Source organism: Siccirubricoccus deserti (genome assembly GCF_014283215.1).
Taxonomy (GTDB): domain Bacteria; phylum Pseudomonadota; class Alphaproteobacteria; order Acetobacterales; family Acetobacteraceae; genus Siccirubricoccus; species Siccirubricoccus deserti.
In genome coordinates this window covers 271,300-293,082 of record NZ_JACOMF010000003.1, presented here as the reverse complement: position 1 = coordinate 293,082, position 21,783 = coordinate 271,300, and the positions used below count along the sequence as shown (strand labels likewise).

The window sequence follows — 21,783 nt, the reverse complement described above, 5'->3', positions numbered from 1 at the left end:
GGTTGGAAGATGATCTGTAAAATAGACTGACAGGTGGAACGCCTGCCGTCCGCATTGCCTCGAACAAGGGATCAGCCCGGGTGGCGGCCGGATGATCGGGGACGAAGCGGGCGATCCGCTGGCAGATCCGGCGCCGAGCACCTCCGAGCTGGTCGTGCGATTGACGCCTTCGGTCGTTCCAACCTCAAGCGGTCACGCTCTAATCCTGTCCGATCCGCGCCGCCTGCACCACCGCACGCCATTTCGCCACCTCGGCGCGGAGGAAATCGGTGGCCTCTTCCGGCGTGCTCGGCAGCGGCTCGATCCCCTGCGCCGCCAGCTTGCGCACCGCCTCCGGGTCGCTGAGCGCTGCCCGCAGCGCGGCGTTGAGCCGGGCGGTAATGGACGGCGGCAGGCCGCGTGGCCCGACCAGCGCGTACCAGTTCAACACCGCGTAGCCGGTCACGCCGGTCTCCGCCATGGTCGGCAGATTCGGCACCAGGCCGGAGCGCTCGGCGGAGGGCACCGCCAGCGCCCGCAGGCGCCCGGTCTCCACATGTTCCAAGGTCGTCGCCGCGGTGGCGAAGGAGAAGTCGAGCTTGCCGGACAGAATGTCGGTGATGAGCTGCCCGCCGCCACGATAGGGCACGTGCACGCTCTCGATGCCCGCCACCTGGTCGAGCAGCGCCCCGGCCAGATGCCCGGCCGAGCCGACGCCGGAGGAGCCATAGGCCAGCCTGCCGGGCCGCGCCTTCGCCGCCGCCACCAGCTCGGCCACGCTGCGCCAGGGCCGGTCGGCGGGCACCACCAGCAGGTTGGTGACCTGCACCGCCAGCGAGACATGGGTGAAGTCGCGCAGCGGTTCGACCGCCAGGTTGCGCTGGATCAGCGGGTTCACCGCAAGATTGCCGATGGTGCCCATCTGCAGCGTATGGCCATCCGCCGGCGCCTGCGCCAGCAGGTCATTCGCCAGCGTGCCGGAGCCGCCGGGGCGGTTGTCGGCGATCACCGGCTGGCCGAGCTCGGCGGAAAAACGCGGAATCAGGATGCGGGTGGAGGTGTCGGAACCGCCGGCGGCGACCGCCGGGACGATGATGCGCAGCGGCCGGTTGGGAAATTCCTGGGCCCGGGCCATGAAGGGCAGGAAGGTCATGGCAAGCGCGGCGCGGCGTGTCGGCACGGACAGTCTCCGGGATTCGGGCGCGAATCCTACGCCTGCATCGGGGCCTCCGCCATCCGCCGCTCCGCCCAGACCCAGGCGAGCAGCCCCGGCAGGAAGATGATCAGGTCGCGCAGCCGGCGGGCGATGGCCAGCGCCGCCGCGACCTCCGGCGGCAGCCCCAGCAGCAGCCCGAGGCCGAGGAAGCCCGCTTCCTGCAATCCCAGCGCGCCGGGCACCAGGAAGGCGGCGGAGGAGACCGCCTGGATCAGCGCCTCGATCGCCAGCGCCTCGGCCATCGTCACCGGGCTGTCGAGGAAATGCAGCGCCAGCCAGATTTCCAGCGCGCCCGCCATCCAGCCGGCAAGCTGCCATAGGAAGCAGCCGGCGATGGCGCCGCGCACCCGCCACAGCCGCCGGGTCATCCGGTCGATCTTCTCCGAGTGGGCGGCGAAGGCCTGGAAGCGACCGGCGGCCACCGCGTTCAAGGCGCGCGCGACGCGGGAGAGGATGTCGGCCCGCTGCGCCAGGATGAAGCCGCCGGCCAGCGCCACGCCGGATAGCATGGCCAGCGCGATGCCGCCCCAGCCGATGCCGGCGCCGGCCCAAGCCAGCAGCGCCAGCCCAAGCAGGGCGAAGCCGAGCTGGCTGAGGATGGAGATCGCCATGTCCACCATCAGGCTGGCGGCGGCAGGCGCCACCGCCACCCCCTCCCCGCGCAGCAGCCGGTAGGAGGCGATCTCGCCGCCAACCCGGGCCACCGGCAGCAGGCCGTTCACCGATTCCCGGATCCAGACATTGGCGGTCATCGCCGCCAGCGATGGCCGGCGCCGCCGCGGCAGCAGGATCCGCCAGGCATGGCCGTTCAGCGCCATGGAGGGGATGTGCGCCAGCGCCGCAAGCACCAGGCCGAAGCCGGCCGCATGCAGCAGCGCACCGACCTCCGACAGATCCTGCTGCGCCAGCAGCAGCAGCGCCGCGGCGAAGCCGCCGAGCGCCAGCAGCGGGCCAAGCCGGATCATGCCGCGAGCATCCGGGTGTAGCCGCCGGTGGCGAACGCCGCACAGGCGGCGCGGACTCGCGGGTCGAGCAGCGCGGCAAGTTCCTCGGCGTAGCGGTAGCCGGGCGCGGCGCCGGGAAAGCCGCCGGCGGTGGCGGGGTGCAGGTAGATCTCCGTGACGCCGGCGGGGACGCGCGGCAGCACCTCGGCCAGGCGATCCGCGGTGAAGGCGCCGGACCAGGCAAGGCCGATGACGCGGTCCGGCGCGCGCAGGCCGTGACACACGGCGAGGCGGCGGAGCCAAGCCGTGAGCGGCCAGAGCGCGCGGCCGGCACCGGGCACCAAGGCGGGCGGCTCCCAGGGAATGCGCACGGCGCGGATGCCATGGCGCGCGGCCTCGGCGAAGGCGATGGCGGCGATCACCGGGTGCAGATGGTAGTGCTTGTGGGCGTTCAGATGGTCGCAGGCGAGGCCGGTTGCGCGGAAGGCAGCGAATTGCGCGGCGATCTCGGCGCGCAGCTGGGCGCGGGCGGCACGGGAGGTGGCGAGGATGAGGCCGAGCCCGGCCATGTCGTCGCGGAAGCGGCCATTTGGTTGGACGAGGGCGGGGATGCGCTTGGGCGGCAAGGTCGGGGTGCCATCGGTCAGCGTCAGGTGGAGGCCGACGGCGAGGCGGGGGTTGCGACGGGCGATATCGACGCCCTCAGCGGCGGCCGGTTCGCCGACCATAAGGCTGGCGGCGGTCAGCACGCCCTCGCGGTGCGCCTGCTCGATCGCGGCGTTCACCTCGGAGGCGAGGCCGAGATCGTCGGCGTTGAGGATGAGGCGGCAAGTCACGCGGCGCGGAAGGCCGCCAGCAGATGCGCGACCTGGGACGAAGAGGTATCCGCCAGCGCCTCCTCCGGCGTGCTCGGCTCGTCCGCATAGGCGGGCGGTGCGGCGAATTGACTGGCGGTGGCGTCGAAGCTGCGGCCGGCGATCCGGTTGTAGAAATGCGGCGCCATCCGACCCTCGAAGGGGACAGGAGTCTTCAGGAGCTCGCCGCCATAGATGGAGTACAGGACCAGCGCGGTCGCGCTGCACTGGCCGAGGGCCGGGTTGTCCGGCCGCCAGCGGCTGCTCGAGCCGGCAGACCAGGCGCGGCGGAGGCGGGCCTCCACCTCCGCCGGGTCGAAGCGGGGCGGCATGGGCTCACGCCGCCGTCCGTTCCGCCCCGGCCGTCTTCCGCTCGCGCAGGAAGTGGAAGAATTCCACCCCCTCCCGCAGCCGCCGCACCAGCATCTGCCGGTCGCGGATCATCTCGCCGCAGATGGAGGCGATCTTCGGCGCCCGGAAGTAGAATTTCCGATAGAAGGCCTCGACGCTGTCGAAGATCTCGGTGTGGCTCAGGTGCGGGTAGGCCAGCGGGGCGATCTGCACACCATGCGCGTCGACATATTCGGTATGCGCCGTGTCCAGCCAACCCTCGCGCTGCGCCTGGTCGAACAGGAAGGTGCCGGGATAGGGAGCCGCCAGCGAGACCTGCACGGTGTGCGGGTTGGTCTCGATCGCGAAGCGGATGGTCTCCTGGATCGTCTCCTTGGTTTCGCCCGGCAGGCCAAGGATGAAGGTGCCGTGGATGGCGATTCCCAGCTCATGGCAATCCTTGGTGAAGCGCTTGGCGACTTCGATTCGCATGCCCTTCTTGATGTTGTGCAGGATCTGCTGGTTGCCGCTCTCGTAGCCGACCAGCAGCAGGCGCAGCCCGCCGTCCTTCAGCACCTTCAGCGTTTCCCGTGGAACATTCGCCTTGGCATTGCAGGACCAGGTGACGCCGAGCTTGCCCATCTCCCGCGCAATGGCCTCGGCGCGCGGCAGGTCGTCGGTGAAGGTGTCGTCGTCGAAGAAGATCTCCTTCAGCCCGGGGAAGTTGTCCCGGATGTAGCGGATCTCCTCGATGACATTGCCGACGCTGCGGGTGCGGTATCGGTGCCCGCCCACCGTCTGCGGCCACAGGCAGAAGGTGCAGCGGCTCTTGCAGCCGCGGCCGGTGTAGATCGAGACGTAGGGGTGCTTCAGATAGCCGATGAAGTACTTCTGGTAGTCCAGGTCGCGGCGATAGATCGGGCTGACGAAGGGCAGGCGGTCCATGTCCTCCAGCACCGGGCGATCGGCGTTGTGGACGATGACGCCCTCGGCGTTGCGGTAGGACAGGCCCTTGATGCCGGCCCAGGTCTGGCCGTCCGCCACATCCTTCACGGTGAAGTCGAATTCGTTGCGGGCGACAAAGTCGATCACCGGCGCGTCGCGCAGCGATTCCTCGGCCTGCACCGCCACCTTGGCGCCGATCAGCCCGATCTTCAGCGCCGGATTCCCAGCCTTCAGCGCCGCCGCCACCTTCACGTCGCTGGCGAAGCTGGGGGTGGAGGTATGCAGCACCGCCAGATCATGCTGCCGCGCCATCGGCAGCACATCGGCCAGGGATTGCCGGTGCGGCGGCGCGTCCACCAGCTTCGATCCCTCGACCAAAGCGGCCGGCTGCGCCAGCCAGGTCGGGAACCAGAAGCTCTTGATCTCCCGCCGCGCCTGGTAGCGGGAGCCGGCACCACCGTCGAAGCCATCGAAGGACGGGGCCTGCAGGAACAGGGTGCGCATCGTCACGGGCATCAATCCCTTGCACGCGCTTCGGCCATGCGGCCGTCGCGGTCCATCCGGTACCGCCGGCCTTGCCACACCACCGTGCCGCGGGCCAGCCCAGCCGCCCATATAGCGAAGGACAGCAGGTCGCGCAGCGGCAGAAGCAGAAATCGGTGCGGCGCCAACCGGCGGCCGAGCGCCCGGTCCACCGCCACCCCAAGGCCCAGCCGAGCCGCCAGCGCCACTGCCAGCGCCGCCCAGCCGGCCGGATGCAGCGCCGCCGCCGCCAGCCCGGGCACCAGCGGAAAGGTGATGCCCATGCCGGCATAGCCGCTGGGGTCGAGCAGCCGCAGGGTCCGCATCCATCGCAACTCATGCCGCGCCAGGGCAACCAGCCCGGGCTCCGCCATGACATGCGCCGGCAGCACCGGCGCCACCACGACCCGGAGGCCAAGCCGCCGCACCGCCGCCCCCAGCGCATGGTCATCGGCCAAAAGCCCGGCCAGGGATCGGAAGCCGCCGAGCCGTTCCAGCGTCTCCGCCCGCAGCGCCATGGTGGCGCCATAGCAGCCCTGCGCCCGGCCGATCGCCTCGCCCAGTGCTGCGCTCGGCAGGAATTGCCAGTCGATCCCGAGGGCGGCGAGGCGGGACCAGACCGTGCCATCCGCCGCCTCGCCCCGGTAGAGGCAGGTCACCAGCCCGATCTCCGGGTCGGCCAGCGGCGCGGTGACGGCGGTCAGCCAGTGCGGCGGCATCCGCATGTCGGCATCCGCCACCACCAGCACCGGCTGGGCCGCCGCCTCGGCCAGATTCACCAGCTGGGAGACCTTGCGGTTCGGCCCATGCAGCCGCGGGTCGCGCAACAGAAGAGTGGCCACACCGGGGCTGGCGGCGAAGGCGGCCTCGGCCACCGCCACTGCCGGGTCGGCCGCGTCGCGCACCGCCGCCAGCACCGTGAAGGGCGCCGCATGGGATTGCGCCAGCGTGGACGCCAGATTCTCCCGCAGCCCCGGCTCCGCCCCGTACAGCGGCTTCAGTATCGCGGCAGGCAGGGCGGGCACGGTGGCCGGCGGCCGCGCGGCCAGGCGCCGCACCGCGCGGGCCGCGAGCACCGCCCAGGCCGCACCGGCCAGGGCCAGCAGCGCCGGCAGCAGGAGCAACGCCTCAGCCATCGTGACGCCGGCAAGAGCGGGGCAGGCGGAAACGGGGTCGCCCGAAGCCGGGTGCCTGGGCTAGGGTCCGGCGCCCTGTCCGGTCCCGCTGATGCCCCGTACCGCTCCCCTGGTCCTTCTGCTCACGCTGCTGCTCGGCGCCTGTGCCGGCACCGCCTCCGGCCCGGTTACCGATGCCAACGACCCGCTGGAGGCGACCAACCGCCAGGTGCTCGATTTCAACCTGAAGTTGGATGACGCGGTGTTCCGGCCGGTGGCGGTGTTCTACCGCGACAGCCTTGGCGCCTGGACCCGCACCCGGATCCGCAACGTGCTGCGCAACCTGAACGAGCCGACGGTGGTGGCCAACGCCCTGCTGCAGGGCCGGCCGCTGGATGCCGGCCAGGCGACCATGCGCTTCGTCATCAACAGCATCGGCGGGTTCGGTGGCATGTTCGACCTGGAGTCGATTGGCGGGCCGCCACGGATCCTGCGCGACCTTGGCCAGACGCTCTATGTCTGGGGCGTGCCGGACGGGCCCTTCCTGATGCTGCCGGTCGCCGGCCCGTCCAACCCGCGCGAACTCACCGGGCTGATCGGCAATGGCTTCATGAACCCCATCAGCTGGGTCATGCCGGTCAGCGCCAACCTCGGCCGCGGCGCGCTGGAAGGGTTGGATGAGCGGGAGCGCAACATCGAAACCCTGGACGAGCTGAAGGCCACCTCGCTCGACCTCTATGCCCGGCTGCGCAGCCTGTGGCGGCAGAACCGCGATGCCGAACTCGGCCGCACCAGCACCGAAAGCCTGGACGTGCTGGAGGATCCCGGGGCGCCGGCCCCGCGCTAGCCGGCTGCGGAAAAGCGCTGACAAAATCCGGGGGCGCCACCTCCGCGTCATGGCCGGGCTTGACCCGGCCATCCCTGACCGCCTGATGTCGCCGGGCATCCGGCTGCGCGGGCCAGGCCCGCGCATGCCGGAAATGGGAAGCGCTTCGCTTTTTCCGCTGCCCGCTACGGTCGGCGGTTCACGCCCGGCCCCGCATGTAGCGGCGTTCCGGCCGGTAGGTGAGCCAGTGGTGAAGGCGCAGGAGAAGACACTGAAGCATCGGCGGCGGCTTCCAACGGCAGGATCGGTCGCCGCCACCCTCACGATTTCGTGTTGACGCTTTGTTATCGCCGGTCGCAGCAGCGAAGAATCGATCTCGGCCGGCGAGGCCGGTGCCGGTGCGCTCAGCCGTGCGGCGTCGGCCTGGCGCGGCGTGCGGCGCCCCCCATGTAGCACCGCTCCGGCCGGTAGCGGAGCCAGTGGCGAAGGCGGTTCAGGACACCACGGAGAAACATCGCGGACCTCGATGCAGTGTTCGGCCGGACCCCGGCCATCGGCATCGAATTGGCCACCGATTGCGTCCGCCGCATGGCCGCAGGGTGGCCACGGCGGGACCGTTTCGCGGCGGTGGCGGGCACCTGCCACGATCCGGCGGCGCAGGCCCTCGGTCATGCGACGCCGGCCGGGTCGGTGTTGCCGCCGCAGACCAGCACGCCGACCCGCGCCCCGGGCGGCGGCGCATAGGCGCCGCACAGCAGCGCCGCCAGCGCCGCAGCGCCGCCCGGCTCGGCGACCAGCCGCGCCGCCTCCCACAACAGGCGCTGGGCGGCGCGGATTGCCGCATCCGGCACCAGCACCGCCTGCGCCACATGCCGCGCGGCGATCGGGAACATCACCGCGCCGACCTGGCGGGCGCCGAGGCTGTCGGACGCCACCCCGCCGACCGGTGCCGGCACCGGACGGCCGGCCCGCAGCGCCGCGTGCAGCGCAGGGCAGCCCTCCGGCTCAACACTGATGACCCGGGTACCGCTGCCGGCATACCAAGCCGCCATGCCGCCGATCAGCCCGCCCCCGCCGGTCGCCACCAGCACATCGGTGAGGCCGGGGGCCTCCGCCTCGAACTCCAGCCCGACGGTCCCCTGGCCGGCGAGCACCTCCGCCTGGTCATAGGCATGCACCATCAGGGCCCCGGTCTCCGCGGCGCGCGCCTCGCTCGCCTGGCGGGCCGCGTCATAGGCTTCGCCGCCGACCACCAAGCGGGCGCCATACCCCTCGATCCGCGCCCGCTTGGCTGCGCCGGTGATCTCCGGGACGAAGATCTCCGCCGCGATGCCGAGCGCCCGCGCCGCATAGGCCACCGCCGCCCCATGATTGCCGCCCGAGGCGGCGATCACCCCGGCCGCCGGCAGCGGCGCCGAGAGCATCCGGTTGAAGGCGCCGCGTGGCTTGAAGCTGCCCGAGGCCTGGAGCAATTCAAGTTTCAGCGTGACATCCTGGCCAAGCCCGAGTTCGGCGCCCGTCAGCCGCAGCAGCGGGGTGTGGCGAACATGGGGGGCGATCCGCTGCGCGGCGGCGCGGATGGCCTCGCGGGTGATGCTCACTGTCATGCCGCCGGCAGGTGGCATGCGTCGCTGCCGGCCGCAACGGGCGGCGCGACGGTGCAACCGCCCACCGCGACCTGCAACCGTGGATACCCTTGGAAGGGCATCGGCTTTCTGGCAAGGTCAGTTGCCTGTTTGCAGGCGGCCCCGATGCTGCTTCATGCCAGTTCTGTCGCCCGGAAGGGGAACGCCGTGCTGCTGCTCGGCGCCCCCGGGGCAGGGAAGTCCGACCTTGTGCTGCGCATGATCGATGTGGGATGGCGGCTGGTCGCCGATGACCAGGTCATGCTGCGGGCCGATCATGGCGTGCTGCGGGCCAGCGCGCCCGCGGCGCTGCACGGGATGCTGGAAGTGCGCGGCCTCGGCGTGCTCGGGCCGCTGCCGGTCGAAGCGCCGGACCCCGCGGTGCGGCTGGCGGTGATGCTGGTGCCGCGCGAGGCGGTGCCGCGGCTGCCCGAGCCGGAACGCTGGTCGGCCGAAGGCGTGGCGGTGCCGGCGATCCGCCTGCACGGCTTCGACGCCGCCGCCCCGGCCCGGCTGGCCCTGGCGCTGGAGGTGGCCTGCGGCCGCCTCGGCTGCACCGCGGGCGCCTTCCAATGAGCCTCCCGGCATGAGCGCCGACACCGGGGATGCCCCGGCCGTGCCACGGCCGGTGGTGCTGGTCACCGGGCTTTCGGGGGCGGGCAAGGCCTCCGTCCTCCGCATCATCGAGGATCTGGGCTTCGAGACGGTCGACAACCCGCCGCTCGACCTGCTGGAGGAGTTGGTGGGCGATGGCGACCTGCCGCTCGCCGCCGGCATCGACACCCGCACCCGTGGCTTCGCCCCGGCCCAGGCGCTGGCCACCCTGGCCCGGCTGCGGGAGCGCCGGGACATCGACGTCACCCTGGTCTACGTGACCGCCGAGGATTCGGTGCTGCTGCGCCGATATACCGAAACCCGGCGGCGCCATCCGCTGGCGCCCGGCGGCTCGCTCGGCAGCCGGGTCGCCGATGGCATCGCCCGGGAACAGGCGCTGCTGGTACCGCTGCGGGACGCCGCCGACATGGTGGTCGACACCTCCGACCTGCCGCTGCCGGCGCTGCGGCAGATGATCGAGCGGCGGTTCCAGCCAGCAGGCCCGCCGGGCCTCGCCCTCCACCTGCTGTCCTTCGCATTTCCCAAGGGGCTGCCGCGCGAGGCCGACCTGGTCTTCGACGTCCGCTTCCTGCGCAACCCGCATTACGTGCCGGCGCTGAAGCCGCTCACCGGGGCAAACCCGGCGGTGGCTGCCTATGTCGAAGCCGACCCGGATTTCGCAGGATTCTGGACACGTCTCACTGGATTCATCGATCCGCTCTTGCCGCGATACGTTGCGGAGGGCAAGAAGTACCTTACGGTCGCGCTCGGCTGCACCGGGGGCCGGCATCGCTCGGTCCTTGTGGCGGAGCGTCTGGCTGACCATTTGCGGAGCCTGGGCTGGCGTGCGGACGTGACGCATCGTGAACTTGGCCTGGGCAGCTCCCCTTCCGGCATGACGCCGCCAGCGGAGCCGACGGCGAAAGCCGCCCAGAATGCCTCGCATAGCTTCAGCCAGGAGGGTCGGGAGGCCCTTTCGAGCACCCCATGATAGGATTGGTCCTGGTCACCCACGGCCGCCTGGCCGACGAGTTGCGTCTTGCCATGGAGCATGTGGTCGGACCGCAACGCGCCGTCGCCACCGTCTGCATCGGTCCCGACGACGATATGGAAGATCGCCGCCGGGACATCCGCGACAGCATCGCCGCGGTGAACCAGGGTGATGGTGTCGTCGTGCTGACCGACATCATGGGCGGCACCCCCTGCAACCTCGCGGTCTCGCTCGCCGACCGCAACCAGGTCGAGGTGATCGCGGGAGTCAACCTTCCCCTGCTGGTGAAACTGGCGAAGATCCGCTCGTCCGAACCGCTGGCCGAGGCGGTCGACCATGCCGCGGCGGCCGGGCGCAAATACATCGCGGCCGCGGGCGACATCCCGAACGGGATGGCGCGGGCGAACGGCAGCGGCAATGGAGGAACCAAGCCATGAGCGATGCGACCGGCCAGGCCGTCCCGCCGGCCGTGGCGGCGGCCGAATGCGGCGGTGACGGCATGGTGCTCAGGCGCGACATCGTCATCCGCAACAGCCGCGGCCTGCATGCCCGCGCCGCGGCCAAGCTGGTAACGCTGGCGGAGCGCTACTCCGCCTGCCTGCATGTGCTGCGGGACGGCCAGCGGGTGCCGGCCTGCTCCATCATGGGCCTGATGATGCTCGGCGCCGGCGCCGGCAGCAGCATCACCATCGAAGCCGAGGGCTGGGACGCCAAGGAAGCGCTCGAGGCGGTCGCCGGCCTGGTCGAGGCCGGCTTCCATGAAGATTGAGAAGTCCGAACGGCCCGACACCAAGGCAGGCGCCGGCACCGCCGAGACGCCGCGCAAGCCGGCGGCGCGCAAGGCGCGCGAGCATGTCATCCGCGGCATCCCGGTCTCCCCCGGCATCGCCATCGGGCCGATCTTCGATACCACCGAGGTTCCCGCCGAAGCGCCCCGCCGGCGCATCGCCGCCGATCAGGCGGAGACGGAGAAGCAGCGGCTGGCGGATGCCGTCGCCCTCTCCCGCAAGCAGATCATCAAGCTGAAATCGCGGCTCTCGATCCTGCCGGAGGAAGCGCAGGAGGAGCTGGCGCCGTTGCTCGACGCCTATGTCATGATGCTGGGCAATTCCCGGCTGCTGCGCGGTGCCCGCAAGCGGATCGAGAATGAGCTGCTGGCCGCCGAAACCGCGGTGCAGGACGAGGCGGAGGCGATCGCCGTCGTCATCCTGGCGGCGCGGGACGATGACAAGGCCGGGCTTAACCGCCGCGCCGGCGAGGTGCGGGAGATCGCCCGCCGGCTGACCCGCAACCTGACGGCTACCCCCTTCCGCAGCCTGAAGGGCGTGCCCGAGGGCGCCATCCTGGTGGCCGAGGAGCTGACCCCGGCAGATGCCGCGCTGCTCGACCCCTCACGCATCGCCGGGGTGGCGACCGACGAGGGCGGCGCGGATGGCCATACCGCCATCATGTTGCGGGCGCTCGGCATCCCCTCCATCCTCGGCGTCTCCGGGCTCAGCGAGAGCGCGATGCGGGGCGACCAGGCGGTGCTGGACGGCAGCACCGGCGTCATCGTCTTGCGCCCTGGCGAGAAGGCGCTGGAGAAGGGCCGCGAGTCGCTCACCGCCTTCGCCAAGGAACGCGCCAAGCTGGCCAAGCTGCGCCGGCTGCCGGCGGTGACGACGGATGGCGAGCCGGTGGAGCTGCAGGCCAATCTGGAGATCCCGGCCGAGCTGCCGCTGATCGCCCAGTCCGGCGCCCAGGGCATCGGCCTGCTGCGCACCGAGTTCCTCTTCATGAACCGCGAGGACCTGCCGGACGAGGAGGCCCAGCTCGCCGCCTATACCCAGGTGGTGGACGCCATGGGCGGCGACCCCGTGACCATCCGGGTGCTGGACTGGGGCGGCGAGAAGGACATGGAGGCGCAGGCCTCCGGCATCGCGCCGACGCATACCGGGCCGAACCCGGCGCTCGGCCTGCGCGGCCTGCGCCTGCTGCTGAAGCGGCCGGAGCTGCTGGAGGCGCAATTCGCCGCCATCCTGCGCGTCGCCGAACGCGGCCCGGTTCGTATCCTGCTGCCGCTGGTGACCAATCCGAACGAGGTGAAGCAGGCGCGCGAGATCTACGAGCGCGTCGCCCGCCGGCTGCGCCGCAAGGGCGTGGCGATGCCGGAGACGCTGCCCGACCTCGGCGCCATGATCGAGACGCCGGGCGCCGCGCTGGCCGCCGACGCCATTGCGCTGGAGGCGGATTTCTTCGCCATCGGCACCAATGACCTAGCCATGTACACGCTGGCGGTGGACCGGGCCGAGGTGGATGTCGCGCATCTGTACGATCCGCTGCACCCGGCGGTGCTGCGGCTGATGCAATTCGCCACCGAGGCGGCGCTCAGGCTGCGCATGCCGGTGAGCGTCTGCGGCGAGATGGCCGGCAACCCCCGGCTGGTGCCGCTGCTGCTGGGCCTCGGCATCCGCTGCCTGAGCATGAACGCCAGCGCCATCCCACGGGTAAAGCAGGCAATCCGCGCCCTCGACATCGCCGATTGCGCCCGGTTCGCCCGGCGCGTCATGGAGCAATCCGACCCGGAGCGCATCCATGAACTGGTGATGAGCAATGCGCCGGGGGCGCTGGAGAAGGCCTGACGCACCGCCGCCTCGCCAGCTCCGGCGGGCGGCAGCCGGGTACCGACGACGCGCTTCAGCCTTCCCGGGCGGGAAGGCCCACCGTCAGGCGACGAAGACCAGCAGCCCGATCAGCACCACCGCCGTGATGACGATGCCCCAGGTGAGGAATTGGGTGAAGCCTTCCCAGCCACGCTCGCGCTCGGCCAGGATTTCCTTCGCCTCGACCGCCGAGAACTCGTAGTGCTGCTGTTCGGCCACGGCCCGGTTCCTCATTCGCTGCTGGACTGGGGTTTAGGAAGCGACGGCGGCGTCGGCAAGGGGTTCGACAGCGCCACATCGGCCGCAGGCGGGGTAGCGGCGCGACCGGCCACCAGCGCCAGCGCCATCGGGTAGATCACATGCTCCTGCGCCAGCACCCGGGCGCCGAGGCTGGCCGCGTCATCCCCCGGCAGCACCGGCACCGCGGCCTGGGCGAGGATCGGCCCGGCATCCATCTCCTCGGTCACCAGATGGACAGTGCAGCCGTGCAGCTTCACCCCGGCCGCCAGCGCCCTGGCATGAGTGTCGAGGCCGGGGAAGGCCGGCAGCAGGCTCGGGTGAATGTTCAGCATCCGCCCGGCCCAGCGCCCGACCAGGAAGGGCGTCAGCAGCCGCATGTAGCCGGCGAGGCAGAGCAGGCCGATGTCATGCGCCTCCAGCACCGCCTGCACCGCGGCCTCATGCGCCGCGCGGTCGCCGCGGAAGGGGCGGCTCTCGACCACCGCGGTCGGCACTCCGGCGGCGGCGGCCAGCGCGAGGCCCCCGGCATCGGCGCGGTTCGCCAGCACCAGCGCAATCTCGGCCGGATAGGCCGGGTCGCGCGCCGCCGTCAGCAGCGCGGCCATGTTGGAGCCGCGGCCGGAGATCAGCACCGCGGTGCGTCGGCGGGTCACGGCCAGCCGGCGGGCAGGTTGTCGATCCGCACTTCCGCCTCGCCGCCCGCCGTCTCCAGCACGCCGATGCGGAACACCGCCTCGCCCGCCCCGGCCAGCAGGGCGGTGGCGGCCTCGGCCTGGTCGGCGGCGACCACCACCACCATGCCGATGCCGCAGTTGAACACCCGCAGCATCTCCTCGGCGGCGACATTGCCGGTGCGGGCCAGCCAGCCGAACACCGGCGGCACCGGCCAGGACGCGCCGTCCACCGCCGCGGCGACGCCCTTCGGCAGCACCCGCGGCAGGTTGCCCGGCAGCCCGCCGCCGGTGATATGCGCCGCCGCCTTCAGCAGCCCGGCCCGGTGCAGGGCGAGCAGCGGCTGCACATAGATCCGGGTCGGCGCCAGCAGCGCCTCCCCCAAGCTCTGGCCAGCGGCGAAGGGGGCCGGGCCGCCGAGCCCGGCATTGCCGGCCTGGATCACCCGCCGCACCAGCGAGAAGCCGTTGGAATGCACCCCGCTGCTGGCCAGCCCCAGCAGCACGTCGCCCGGCCCGATATCCGCGCGTGGCAGCAGCGCCCCGCGCTCCGCCGCCCCCACCGCGAAGCCGGCCAGGTCGTAGTCCTCGGCGGCGTACATCCCCGGCATCTCGGCGGTCTCGCCGCCGACCAGGGCGCAGCCGGCCTGGCGGCAGCCTTCGGCAATGCCGGCGACGACATCCCGCGCCTGCTCCAGCCGCAGCCGGCCGGTGGCGAAATAATCGAGGAAGAACAGCGGCTCGGCGCCCTGCACCACCAGGTCGTTGACGCACATCGCCACCAGGTCGATGCCGACCGTGGCATGCTGCCCGGCGTCGATCGCGACCCGCAGCTTGGTGCCGACGCCGTCGGTGCTGCTGACCAGCACCGGGTCGGTGAAGCCCGCGGCCTTCAGGTCGAACAGCGCGCCGAACCCGCCGAGGCCGCCCATGCTGCCGCGCCGGGCGGTGGCGCGCGCCAGCGGCTTGATCGCCTCGACCAGCGCGTCGCCGGCGTCGATATCCACCCCGGCATCACGGTAGGTCAGGCTGGTCTTGGGGGAACTGGTCAGGGCAGCCTCCGATCGGCTAAGGGGTCTTGGTGTCCAGGTGCTTCTAGCGCAGAGCGCCGCGGCCGTCCCGGGCCAGCCGGGACCGAGGCGCCGGAATCGCGGCGCCTCGGGCGAGACATAGAAGGAAGCACGATGGCGCGCAGCACATGGGTTGCCCTAGCCGGCGCCGCCGCCATCGGAACCGCCCTGCTGCTCACCGCCGCCGCGCCGGCCGGGGCCCAGTCCTTCGAGGCCGCGGCGGAGCCGACGGGCGGCATCAACCTCACCCAACGGGGCATCCCGGCCGAGGCCAGCGCCGAGAACGGCGTGCTGGCGCGGGAACGGGCGCTGGCCGCCGGCCGCCGCATCGCCTGGGAACGGCTGCTGGCCGAGGCCGGCCAGCCCGGCACCAGCCTCTCCGACCAGCAGATCGAGGAGATGGTCAGCTCCATCGTGATCGAGCAGGAACGCACCGCGCCCACCCGCTACAGCGGCCGCATCACGGTGAACTTCAGCGCCAGCCGGGTGCGCAGCGCGCTGGGCCGCGGCTCGGCCGGCGTTGCGCCCATCGCCGGGGCGGGTGCCGCGCCGGCGCCGGCCGGGCCGGCCTCGAATTGGGTGGAGGCCGTCGCCACCTATCATTCCATGGCAGAGTGGCTTGAATTGCACCGCCGGCTGAAGGCGGCCGGGCCGGTCGCCTCGGTCAGCATCCTCGGCATCGCGGTCGATGCGGCCCGGCTGCGGGTCGGGCTGCGGGCGCCGCCGCAGGTGGCGGCGGCGGATCTCGCCGGCCTCGGCGTGACGCTGGCGCCGGGCGGTGCGGCGGCCGGGCCGAATGCCGGGCCGGCCTGGCGGGTGGGCCTTGCCGGCGGCGGCTGAACCACCGCCGGCCTCGCCCGGGCCGACGCCGCCGCCCGCCCGCCCTCCCGGCGGGGGCAGAGATGCGCTGGTCACCCTGCCCAACCTCATCACCCTGGCCCGGCTCTGCGCCGTGCCGGCGACCATCTGGCTGATCCTGCAGCATCGGCTCGACATCGCCTTCGGCCTGTTCATCGGCGCCGGCATCTCGGACGCCATCGACGGCTGGCTGGCGCGGGTGACGAATTCGCGCAGCGCCCTCGGCGCCCTGCTGGATCCGGTGGCGGACAAGGCGCTGCTGGTCTCGGTCTATGTGACGCTGGCGGCGGTCGGCGTGCTGCCGGACTGGCTGGCGATCATGGTGGTATTCCGCGACCTGGTGATCGTCGGCGGCGTGCTGGTGTTCTGGGTATTGGGGCATCCGCCGGCGATCCGGCCGCTGCTGGTTTCCAAGCTGAACACCGCGATGCAGATCGGGCTGGCGGCCCTGGCATTGCTGCTGGCAGGCTTCCATCTGCAGGCGGATGGCCTGCAGACCGCGCTGGTATGGATCGTGGCTGGCACTACCCTCGCTTCCGGCATCGCCTATGTCGCCGCGGCGCTGCGCCGCGGTACCGGAGGCATAAGATGGTGAGCCTGCCGCCGCCGGACCGGCCGCGCCGGCCCGACCCGCCGCGGGTGATGGCGGAGCCGCCGCTGCCGGGCCGGCCGGTGCCGCGCCCGCCGCAGACCGCGACAAGGGCGCAGCGGCTCGGCCTTGCGCTTGGCCTGACGGCCTTCCTGCTGGTCGGGCTGTGGGCCTTCTCGGCGATCCTGACGCCCTTCGTCCTGGCCGCGGTCATCGCCTATTTCCTCGACCCGCCGGCCAGCGGTCTGGTCCGGCTGGGCATTGGCCGCGGCCTCTCCTCGCTGCTGATGATCCTGGCGGTGGTCGGCGTCGCGCTGCTGTGCCTGCTGCTGCTCTATCCGCTGCTGATCTCCCAGGTGAGCGTGCTGCTGCAGCGGCTGCCGAGCTACGTCGTCGGCATCGGCGCCGCGGTCCGGGAAGCGCTGGCCGCGCTGGCCCAGCGGCTGGGCCCCGACGTGGTCGACAACCGGCTGCAGGAGCTGGCGGTGGGCCAGGCCGGGGCCATCATCTCCTATCTCGGCACCTCGATCGCCCGGCTGCTCGGCGGCGGCATCGCGCTGTTCAACGTGTTCACCCTGGTGACCGTCACCCCCGTGGTGGCCTTCTACCTGCTGCGCGACTGGCCGCGGATGGTGGCGCGGCTGGATGCCTGGCTGCCGCGCCGCTCCGCCGCCACGCTGCGGCAGATGGCGCGCGACACCGACCGGCTGCTCTCGGCCTGGCTGCGCGGCCAGCTGCTATGCTGCGCCCTGCTGGCGATCTACTACGCGACGGCACTGTCGCTGATCGGGCTCGAACTCGGGCTGACGGTCGGGCTGATGGCGGGCATCCTGTCCTTCATCCCCTACATCGGCTCGATCACCGGGCTGGTCACCGCCCTGGCGCTGGCGCTGGCGCAATACGGCACCTGGAACGGCGTGCTGGTGGTGCTGACGATCTTCGTCTTCGGCCAGGTGGTCGAGGGCTATATCATCTACCCGCGGCTGCTCGGCGACCGGGTGGAGCTGCATGCGGTGTGGGTGATCTTCGCGCTGTTCGCCGGCGGCGTCGCCTTCGGCTTCCTCGGCGTGCTGCTGGCGGTGCCGCTGGCCGCCTTCGCCGGGGTGATTGTCCGCTACTGGCTGCGGCGCTACCTGGAAAGCCCGCTGTACCTGGACCCGCCACGTACCGGATAGTGGCGGAATGACCGCTTCATGCATGTCCCCCCGCCCGCCGGCATGATGCGCCAGCTCGCCCTGCCCCTGGCCCTGCCGCCGCCCGAGCTGGGGGCGCTGCTGGAGGATGACAGCAATGCCGCGGCGCTGGCCTGGCTGCGCCGGCCGGACCGCTGGCCGGGCGGCAGGCTGGCGCTGTTCGGCCCGGCCGCCACCGGCAAGACCCATATGCTGCAAGGCCTCGCGGCCCAGCTCGGCTGGCCGGCGCTGGACGGGCTGATGCTGCGCGGCCTGCCGCATGTGCCACCCGGCCGCGGCCTGGTACTGGACGATGCCGATTGCGCTGCCGAGGAGACAGCGCTCCTGCACCTGCTGAACTTCTGCGCCGAGCATCGCCAGCCGGTGCTGCTGGCGGGACGGGCTGCGCCTGCCCGCTGGCCGGTGGCGCTGCCCGACCTCCGCAGCCGGCTGCGGGCGATGACCGCGGTGGCGGTCCACCCGCCAGGGGATGCGCTGCTGGCGGCACTGCTGCGCAAGCACCTCTCGGCCCGGCAGCTCCGGGTCGATGAGGCGCTGCAAAGCTGGCTTCTGCTGCGCCTGCCGCGCGAAGCGGCGGCGATGGTGGAGGCGGCGGCGCGGCTCGACCGCGCCGCACTGGCCGCCGGCGGGCGGGTGACCCGGCCGCTGGCCCGGGAGGTGCTGGCGAGCCTGCCCGGCTTCGGCGCAGGCGGCGAGGATGACGATTCGATGGCGAACCAGGACCTGCCCTCCACCGACACCCCCAGGCTGCTGTAGGGTGGGGGCATGACCCCGCTCGACATCAGGCCACCGGCCCCGGCCGAGGCCGCTCCCACCGCCTCGGTGCCAGATGCGCCCGAGCGCTTCATCAACCGCGAGCTTTCCTGGCTCGACTTCAATACGCGGGTGCTGGAGGAGGCGGCGAACCCGGCGCATCCGCTGCTGGAACGGCTGAGATTCGTCGCGATCTCCGCCTCCAACCTCGATGAATTCTATTCGGTGCGGGTCGCCGGGCTGATCGGGCAGGAACGCGCCGGCATCGCCAGCAAGGCGGCGGATGGCCGGACCCCGGCGCAGCAGCTTGCCGCCATCTACGCCCGCGCCCAGGTGCTGATCGAGGCACAGCAGGCGGAATGGCGGACCCTGGCCGGGCTGCTGCGGGAGGCCGGGGTCGCCGTCTGCACGCCGGGCGAGCTGACCCAGGCGGATCACGCCTGGCTGGCCGAGTGGTTCATGGAACGGGTCTTCCCGGTGCTGACGCCGCTGGCCGTGGACCCGGCCCACCCCTTCCCCTTCATCCAGAACCTCGCGCTCTGCATGGTGCTGAAGCTGGTGCGGGAGGAGGATGGCGGCACCATGCGGGCGCTGCTGCCGCTGCCGCCGCAAATCGCGCGCTTCATCCGCCTGCCGCCGGAGGAAGGCACCACCGGCATCCGCTTCGTGCTGCTGGAGGACCTGATCACCCTCAGCCTCCGCCGCATCTTCCCGGGCTTCATCCCGGCCGACCAGGGGCTGTTCCGGCTGATCCGCGACACCGATGTGGAGTTCGAGGAAGAGGCCGAGGATCTGGTCCGCAGCTACGAGACCGCGCTGAAGCGCCGCCGCCGCGGCCGGGCGATCCACCTCTCGGTCACCGCCGCGACGCCGACCGACATCGTCGATTTCGTGGTCGAGGAGCTGGACGCCGAGCGCAGCAGCATCGTCGTGGTCGACGGGCTGCTCGGCATGGACGACCTGAAGCAGGTGATCGTCGACGACCGCCCGGACCTGCTCTTCACCCCCTACACGCCGCGCTTCCCGGAACGCATCCTGGACTATGGCGGCGACTGCTTCGCCGCGATCCGCGCCAAGGACATCGTCGTCCACCACCCGTACGAAAGCTTCGATGTGGTGGTGCAATTCCTCCGCCAGGCGGCACGCGACCCGAATGTGGTCGCCATCAAGCAGACGCTCTACCGCACCAGCCGCGAGAGCCCGATCGCCCGTGCGCTGATCGAGGCGGCGGAAGGCGGCAAATCGGTCACCGGCGTCATCGAGATCAAGGCCCGCTTCGACGAAGAGCGGAACATCGCCCTGGCGCGGGAACTGGAAGCCGCCGGGGTGCAGGTGGTGTTCGGCTTCGTCGAGCTGAAGACCCACGCCAAGGTGTCGCTGGTGGTGCGGCGGGAGGGCGGCACCCTGCGCAGCTACGCCCATTTCGGCACCGGCAACTACCATCCGATCACCGCGCGCATCTACACCGACCTGTCCTTCTTCACCGCCGACCCAGGGCTGACCAGCGACGCCGCCCGGCTGTTCAACTACATGACCGGCTACGCGAGACCGGCGAAGATGGCCGGCCTCGCCTTCTCGCCGCTCACCATCCGGCCGACGCTGCTCGGCCTGATCGAGCAGGAGATCCGCTTCGCCGAGGAGGGCAAGCCGGCCGGCATCTGGCTGAAGATGAACAGCCTCGTCGACACCCAGCTGATCGACGCGCTGTACCGGGCGAGCCAGGCCGGGGTGAGGGTGGATTGCGTGGTCCGCGGCATCTGCTGCCTCAGGCCCGGCGTGCCCGGGCTGTCGGAGCATATCCGGGTGAAGTCGATCGTCGGGCGCTTCCTCGAGCATTCGCGCATCTGCGTCTTCGGCAACGGCCACCGCCTGCCCAGCCGGCGCGCCAGGGTCTATATCTCCTCGGCCGATTGGATGGCGCGCAACATGGACTGGCGGGTCGAGACCCTGGTGCCGGTGGAGAACCCGACGGTGCATGCGCAGATCCTCGACCAGATCATGGTGGTGAACCTGAAGGACACGGCGCAAAGCTGGGAGCTGCATGCCGACGGCACGTGGAAGCGACTGCCCGCCGGTGTCCAGCCGGTTTCGGCGCACGCCTATTTCATGACCAACCCCTCGCTATCAGGCCGTGGCAGTGCGTTGCACCGGGCGGCCCGCGCCAGCGCCGCGCCGCGCCGCGCCCGGCCCGACCGGATCGCCCAGGACTGAAGCCCGGGCACCGATTTTTTGGCCAGGCTGGTTTTCTCCGGCCGGAAGAATGGGACAGCGGAATTGTTCCCTACTGGGCATCCTCCACGCTGCGGCGTCGTCGACCTGGGCTCCAACTCCGTCCGCCTCGTGGTGTTCGAGGGGCGTGGCCGGAACCCGCAGGCGATCTTCAACGAGAAGGCGGTGCTCGGCCTCGGCCGCGGGCTGCAGGGCACCGGCCAGCTGAATGAGGAGGCGATCGGCACGGCGCTGACCGTGCTGACCCGCTATCACGCCCTCGCCCGTGCCATGCAGGCCGACCCGCTGGAAGTGGTCGCCACCGCGGCGGTGCGGGATGCGACCAACGGCGCCGACTTCGTCACCGCCCTGCAGCAGCGGATGCCCGGCGTGCCGGTGCGCGTGCTGTCCGGCCAGGAGGAGGGCCGGATGTCGGCCGATGGCGTGCTGCTCGGCTTCCCCCAGGCCGATGGCATCCTCGGTGACCTCGGCGGCGGCAGCCTGGAGGTGGTCCGGCTGGAGGCAGGGCAGGTCACCCGCGCCGCCTCGCTGCCGATCGGTGCCATCCGGCTCGCCGAGCGCGCCGGCGGCGACATGGTGCGGGCGCGGGCCATCGCCGAGCAGGAGCTGGCCCGGCACCCCTGGCTGGCCGAAGGCGGCGGCCGCGACCTGTACCTGGTCGGCGGCGCCTGGCGGGCGCTGGCGCGGATGCACATCGCCCAGACCGGCTATCCGCTGACCATCGTCCATCACTACGTGCTGCGGCGGGAGGAGGCGCGGGACCTGGCCGGCGTCGTCATGGCGGCCTCCCGCCGGGTGCTGGAACGCATGGTGGGGGCGCCGCAGAAGCGGCTGGGCGACCTGCCCTTCGCCGCCGTGGCGCTGCGCCGGCTGCTGCGGGCGACCGGCGCCAGCCGGGTGGTGTTCTCGGCCAACGGGCTGCGGGAGGGCTGGTACGCGGCCCTGCTGCCGCCGGCGCTGCGGGAGACCGACCCGATGCTGGCCGCGGCGCGGGAGTTGGCGATGAACTGGGGCCGCGACCCCGGCCTGCCGCCGGCCCTGCTGGCCTGGACCGACCCGCTGTTCCCCGAGCCCGAGGGGGTGGCGCGGAGCCTGCGCGAAGCGGCCTGCTGGGTTTCCGACATCGGCAGCCATGACCACCCGGAATACCGGGCCGAACAGGCGTTCCTGCGGGTCCTTCGCCAGCATGGCGCGGGACTCGATCACCACGCCCGGGCCTTCCTCGCCCTGGTCGCGGCGTTGCGCTACGAGGCGGAGCCGGGCTCGCCCTTCCTGGCGCCGACCCGGGTGCTGCTGGACGTGCCGGCCATCCGCCGGGCGGAGGCGCTGGGGGCGGCGCTACGGCTGGCCTATACCCTCTGCGGCGGCACTCCGGCGCTGCTGGCCGGCACCGCGCTGGAACGCCGCGGCGGTCGGCTGGTGCTGCGGATGAACGAAGGCAGCGGCGTCTTTGCCGGCGAAAGCGTGCTGCGCCGGGTGGAGGCGCTGGGCGCCGCGCTCGGGCTGGAAGCAATGGTCGAGGCCGCGGCCTGACCACGCGGGTGTGACCGGCCGCCGGACGGACATGTGACCAAGGGCACATCGGTTCCGCCGCTCT

The 21,783-nt window shown here is 71.9% G+C and carries 22 protein-coding genes; 12 read left to right on the top strand and 10 right to left on the bottom strand.

Annotation, left to right across the window (positions count from 1 at the left end; genetic code table 11):
- Window positions 1-199 precede the first annotated feature (199 nt).
- Genes H7965_RS04595 through hpnI form a run of 6 tightly spaced genes read right to left on the bottom strand, consistent with a single transcriptional unit; the run spans window position 200 to window position 5,926 of the window.
- A complete protein-coding gene (locus H7965_RS04595) occupies window positions 200-1,159 on the bottom strand; it encodes a Bug family tripartite tricarboxylate transporter substrate binding protein (protein WP_186769355.1) in 960 nt (319 codons plus the stop codon).
- Window positions 1,160-1,188: 29 nt separating this feature from the next.
- A complete protein-coding gene (locus tag H7965_RS04590) occupies window positions 1,189-2,160 on the bottom strand; it encodes a lysylphosphatidylglycerol synthase domain-containing protein (protein WP_186769354.1) in 972 nt (323 codons plus the stop codon).
- Entirely contained in the window at window positions 2,157-2,975 is an 819-nt protein-coding gene (hpnK, locus tag H7965_RS04585) for a hopanoid biosynthesis-associated protein HpnK (protein WP_186769353.1), read from the bottom strand. Before hpnK ends, H7965_RS04590 begins: the two co-directional genes overlap by 4 nt.
- Window positions 2,972-3,325, bottom strand: a complete 354-nt coding sequence (locus H7965_RS04580) for a YunG family protein (RefSeq protein WP_186769352.1) — start codon at window positions 3,323-3,325, stop codon at window positions 2,972-2,974. Before H7965_RS04580 ends, hpnK begins: the two co-directional genes overlap by 4 nt.
- 4 nt (window positions 3,326-3,329) lie before the next feature.
- Window positions 3,330-4,772 (bottom strand): hopanoid biosynthesis associated radical SAM protein HpnJ, encoded by a 1,443-nt coding sequence (gene hpnJ, locus H7965_RS04575; RefSeq protein WP_186769401.1) that lies wholly within the window; start codon window positions 4,770-4,772, stop codon window positions 3,330-3,332.
- Window positions 4,773-4,783: 11 nt separating this feature from the next.
- Window positions 4,784-5,926 carry a bacteriohopanetetrol glucosamine biosynthesis glycosyltransferase HpnI gene (hpnI, locus tag H7965_RS04570; protein WP_186769351.1) on the bottom strand — a complete coding sequence of 381 codons (1,143 nt, stop codon included), beginning with the start codon at window positions 5,924-5,926 and terminating at the stop codon, window positions 4,784-4,786.
- A gap of 91 nt (window positions 5,927-6,017) precedes the next feature.
- Here hpnI and H7965_RS04565 point away from each other — a divergent pair, with 91 nt between their 5' ends.
- Window positions 6,018-6,752 carry an MlaA family lipoprotein gene (locus H7965_RS04565; RefSeq protein ID WP_186769350.1) on the top strand — a complete coding sequence of 245 codons (735 nt, stop codon included), beginning with the start codon at window positions 6,018-6,020 and terminating at the stop codon, window positions 6,750-6,752.
- A 647-nt stretch (window positions 6,753-7,399) separates the two neighbouring features.
- Here H7965_RS04565 and H7965_RS04560 read toward each other — a convergent pair.
- Window positions 7,400-8,356: a serine/threonine dehydratase gene (locus H7965_RS04560; protein ID WP_229682437.1), complete on the bottom strand. Its 957-nt coding sequence runs from the start codon at window positions 8,354-8,356 to the stop codon at window positions 7,400-7,402.
- 126 nt (window positions 8,357-8,482) lie between these two features.
- On the opposite strand from H7965_RS04560, the gene H7965_RS04555 reads away from it, so the two are divergent.
- The 5 genes from H7965_RS04555 to ptsP all read left to right on the top strand — a co-directional run bounded on the left by H7965_RS04555 (window position 8,483) and on the right by ptsP (window position 12,562).
- The gene (locus tag H7965_RS04555) at window positions 8,483-8,932 is read left to right on the top strand and encodes an HPr kinase/phosphorylase (RefSeq protein WP_186769349.1); all 450 of its coding nucleotides are present in this window, start codon (window positions 8,483-8,485) and stop codon (window positions 8,930-8,932) included.
- Window positions 8,933-8,942: 10 nt separating this feature from the next.
- Window positions 8,943-9,941, top strand: coding sequence for an RNase adapter RapZ (rapZ, locus tag H7965_RS04550; RefSeq protein WP_186769348.1), 999 nt, complete (start codon window positions 8,943-8,945; stop codon window positions 9,939-9,941).
- Window positions 9,938-10,378, top strand: a complete 441-nt coding sequence (locus H7965_RS04545) for a PTS sugar transporter subunit IIA (RefSeq protein WP_186769347.1) — start codon at window positions 9,938-9,940, stop codon at window positions 10,376-10,378. Before rapZ ends, H7965_RS04545 begins: the two co-directional genes overlap by 4 nt.
- 62 nt (window positions 10,379-10,440) lie before the next feature.
- On the top strand, window positions 10,441-10,710 hold the full coding sequence (locus tag H7965_RS04540) for an HPr family phosphocarrier protein (protein ID WP_229682458.1): 270 nt from the start codon (window positions 10,441-10,443) through the stop codon (window positions 10,708-10,710).
- Window positions 10,700-12,562, top strand: coding sequence for a phosphoenolpyruvate--protein phosphotransferase (ptsP, locus tag H7965_RS04535; protein ID WP_186769345.1), 1,863 nt, complete (start codon window positions 10,700-10,702; stop codon window positions 12,560-12,562). The genes H7965_RS04540 and ptsP overlap by 11 nt, the downstream gene beginning before the upstream one ends.
- An 84-nt stretch (window positions 12,563-12,646) precedes the next feature.
- Here ptsP and H7965_RS04530 read toward each other — a convergent pair whose 3' ends face one another.
- From H7965_RS04530 to purM, 3 genes are read right to left on the bottom strand one after another with little or no spacing between them, the layout of a single operon-like run.
- Complete coding sequence (locus H7965_RS04530) at window positions 12,647-12,802, bottom strand: preprotein translocase subunit SecE (RefSeq protein WP_186769344.1); 156 nt, start codon at window positions 12,800-12,802, stop codon at window positions 12,647-12,649.
- 11 nt (window positions 12,803-12,813) lie between these two features.
- On the bottom strand, window positions 12,814-13,482 hold the full coding sequence (gene purN / locus H7965_RS04525; protein ID WP_261394079.1) for a phosphoribosylglycinamide formyltransferase: 669 nt from the start codon (window positions 13,480-13,482) through the stop codon (window positions 12,814-12,816).
- Window positions 13,473-14,546: a phosphoribosylformylglycinamidine cyclo-ligase gene (purM, locus tag H7965_RS04520; protein ID WP_186769399.1), complete on the bottom strand. Its 1,074-nt coding sequence runs from the start codon at window positions 14,544-14,546 to the stop codon at window positions 13,473-13,475. Before purM ends, purN begins: the two co-directional genes overlap by 10 nt.
- Window positions 14,547-14,678: 132 nt before the next feature.
- Here purM and H7965_RS04515 point away from each other — a divergent pair, with 132 nt between their 5' ends.
- From H7965_RS04515 to H7965_RS04490, 6 genes are all read left to right on the top strand, one after another.
- Window positions 14,679-15,404, top strand: a complete 726-nt coding sequence (locus H7965_RS04515; RefSeq protein WP_186769342.1) for a hypothetical protein — start codon at window positions 14,679-14,681, stop codon at window positions 15,402-15,404.
- The gene (locus tag H7965_RS04510) at window positions 15,388-16,017 is read left to right on the top strand and encodes a CDP-alcohol phosphatidyltransferase family protein (RefSeq protein ID WP_229682438.1); all 630 of its coding nucleotides are present in this window, start codon (window positions 15,388-15,390) and stop codon (window positions 16,015-16,017) included. Before H7965_RS04515 ends, H7965_RS04510 begins: the two co-directional genes overlap by 17 nt.
- Window positions 16,011-17,186, top strand: coding sequence for an AI-2E family transporter (locus H7965_RS04505; RefSeq protein WP_229682439.1), 1,176 nt, complete (start codon window positions 16,011-16,013; stop codon window positions 17,184-17,186). The genes H7965_RS04510 and H7965_RS04505 overlap by 7 nt, the downstream gene beginning before the upstream one ends.
- Before the next feature lie 18 nt (window positions 17,187-17,204).
- Window positions 17,205-17,960 carry an HdaA/DnaA family protein gene (locus H7965_RS04500; RefSeq protein ID WP_186769340.1) on the top strand — a complete coding sequence of 252 codons (756 nt, stop codon included), beginning with the start codon at window positions 17,205-17,207 and terminating at the stop codon, window positions 17,958-17,960.
- 9 nt (window positions 17,961-17,969) lie between these two features.
- On the top strand, window positions 17,970-20,168 hold the full coding sequence (locus tag H7965_RS04495) for an RNA degradosome polyphosphate kinase (protein WP_186769339.1): 2,199 nt from the start codon (window positions 17,970-17,972) through the stop codon (window positions 20,166-20,168).
- 63 nt (window positions 20,169-20,231) lie between these two features.
- Window positions 20,232-21,719 (top strand): Ppx/GppA family phosphatase, encoded by a 1,488-nt coding sequence (locus H7965_RS04490; RefSeq protein WP_186769338.1) that lies wholly within the window; start codon window positions 20,232-20,234, stop codon window positions 21,717-21,719.
- Window positions 21,720-21,783: the final 64 nt, after the last annotated feature.

What these genes read in the sequence shown, in the direction of transcription:
- H7965_RS04590 (WP_186769354.1), bottom strand. Translation starts at nt 2,160, where the DNA reads ATGATCCGGCTTGGCCCGCTGCTGGCGCTCGGCGGCTTCGCCGCGGCG.
- H7965_RS04580 (WP_186769352.1), bottom strand. Translation starts at nt 3,325, where the DNA reads ATGCCGCCCCGCTTCGACCCGGCGGAGGTGGAGGCCCGCCTCCGCCGC.
- hpnJ (WP_186769401.1), bottom strand. Translation starts at nt 4,772, where the DNA reads ATGCGCACCCTGTTCCTGCAGGCCCCGTCCTTCGATGGCTTCGACGGT.
- hpnI (WP_186769351.1), bottom strand. Translation starts at nt 5,926, where the DNA reads ATGGCTGAGGCGTTGCTCCTGCTGCCGGCGCTGCTGGCCCTGGCCGGT.
- H7965_RS04565 (WP_186769350.1), top strand. Translation starts at nt 6,018, where the DNA reads ATGCCCCGTACCGCTCCCCTGGTCCTTCTGCTCACGCTGCTGCTCGGC.
- H7965_RS04560 (WP_229682437.1), bottom strand. Translation starts at nt 8,356, where the DNA reads ATGCCACCTGCCGGCGGCATGACAGTGAGCATCACCCGCGAGGCCATC.
- H7965_RS04555 (WP_186769349.1), top strand. Translation starts at nt 8,483, where the DNA reads ATGCTGCTTCATGCCAGTTCTGTCGCCCGGAAGGGGAACGCCGTGCTG.
- rapZ (WP_186769348.1), top strand. Translation starts at nt 8,943, where the DNA reads ATGAGCGCCGACACCGGGGATGCCCCGGCCGTGCCACGGCCGGTGGTG.
- H7965_RS04545 (WP_186769347.1), top strand. Translation starts at nt 9,938, where the DNA reads ATGATAGGATTGGTCCTGGTCACCCACGGCCGCCTGGCCGACGAGTTG.
- H7965_RS04540 (WP_229682458.1), top strand. Translation starts at nt 10,441, where the DNA reads ATGGTGCTCAGGCGCGACATCGTCATCCGCAACAGCCGCGGCCTGCAT.
- ptsP (WP_186769345.1), top strand. Translation starts at nt 10,700, where the DNA reads ATGAAGATTGAGAAGTCCGAACGGCCCGACACCAAGGCAGGCGCCGGC.
- H7965_RS04515 (WP_186769342.1), top strand. Translation starts at nt 14,679, where the DNA reads ATGGCGCGCAGCACATGGGTTGCCCTAGCCGGCGCCGCCGCCATCGGA.
- H7965_RS04505 (WP_229682439.1), top strand. Translation starts at nt 16,011, where the DNA reads ATGGTGAGCCTGCCGCCGCCGGACCGGCCGCGCCGGCCCGACCCGCCG.
- H7965_RS04500 (WP_186769340.1), top strand. Translation starts at nt 17,205, where the DNA reads ATGCATGTCCCCCCGCCCGCCGGCATGATGCGCCAGCTCGCCCTGCCC.
- H7965_RS04495 (WP_186769339.1), top strand. Translation starts at nt 17,970, where the DNA reads ATGACCCCGCTCGACATCAGGCCACCGGCCCCGGCCGAGGCCGCTCCC.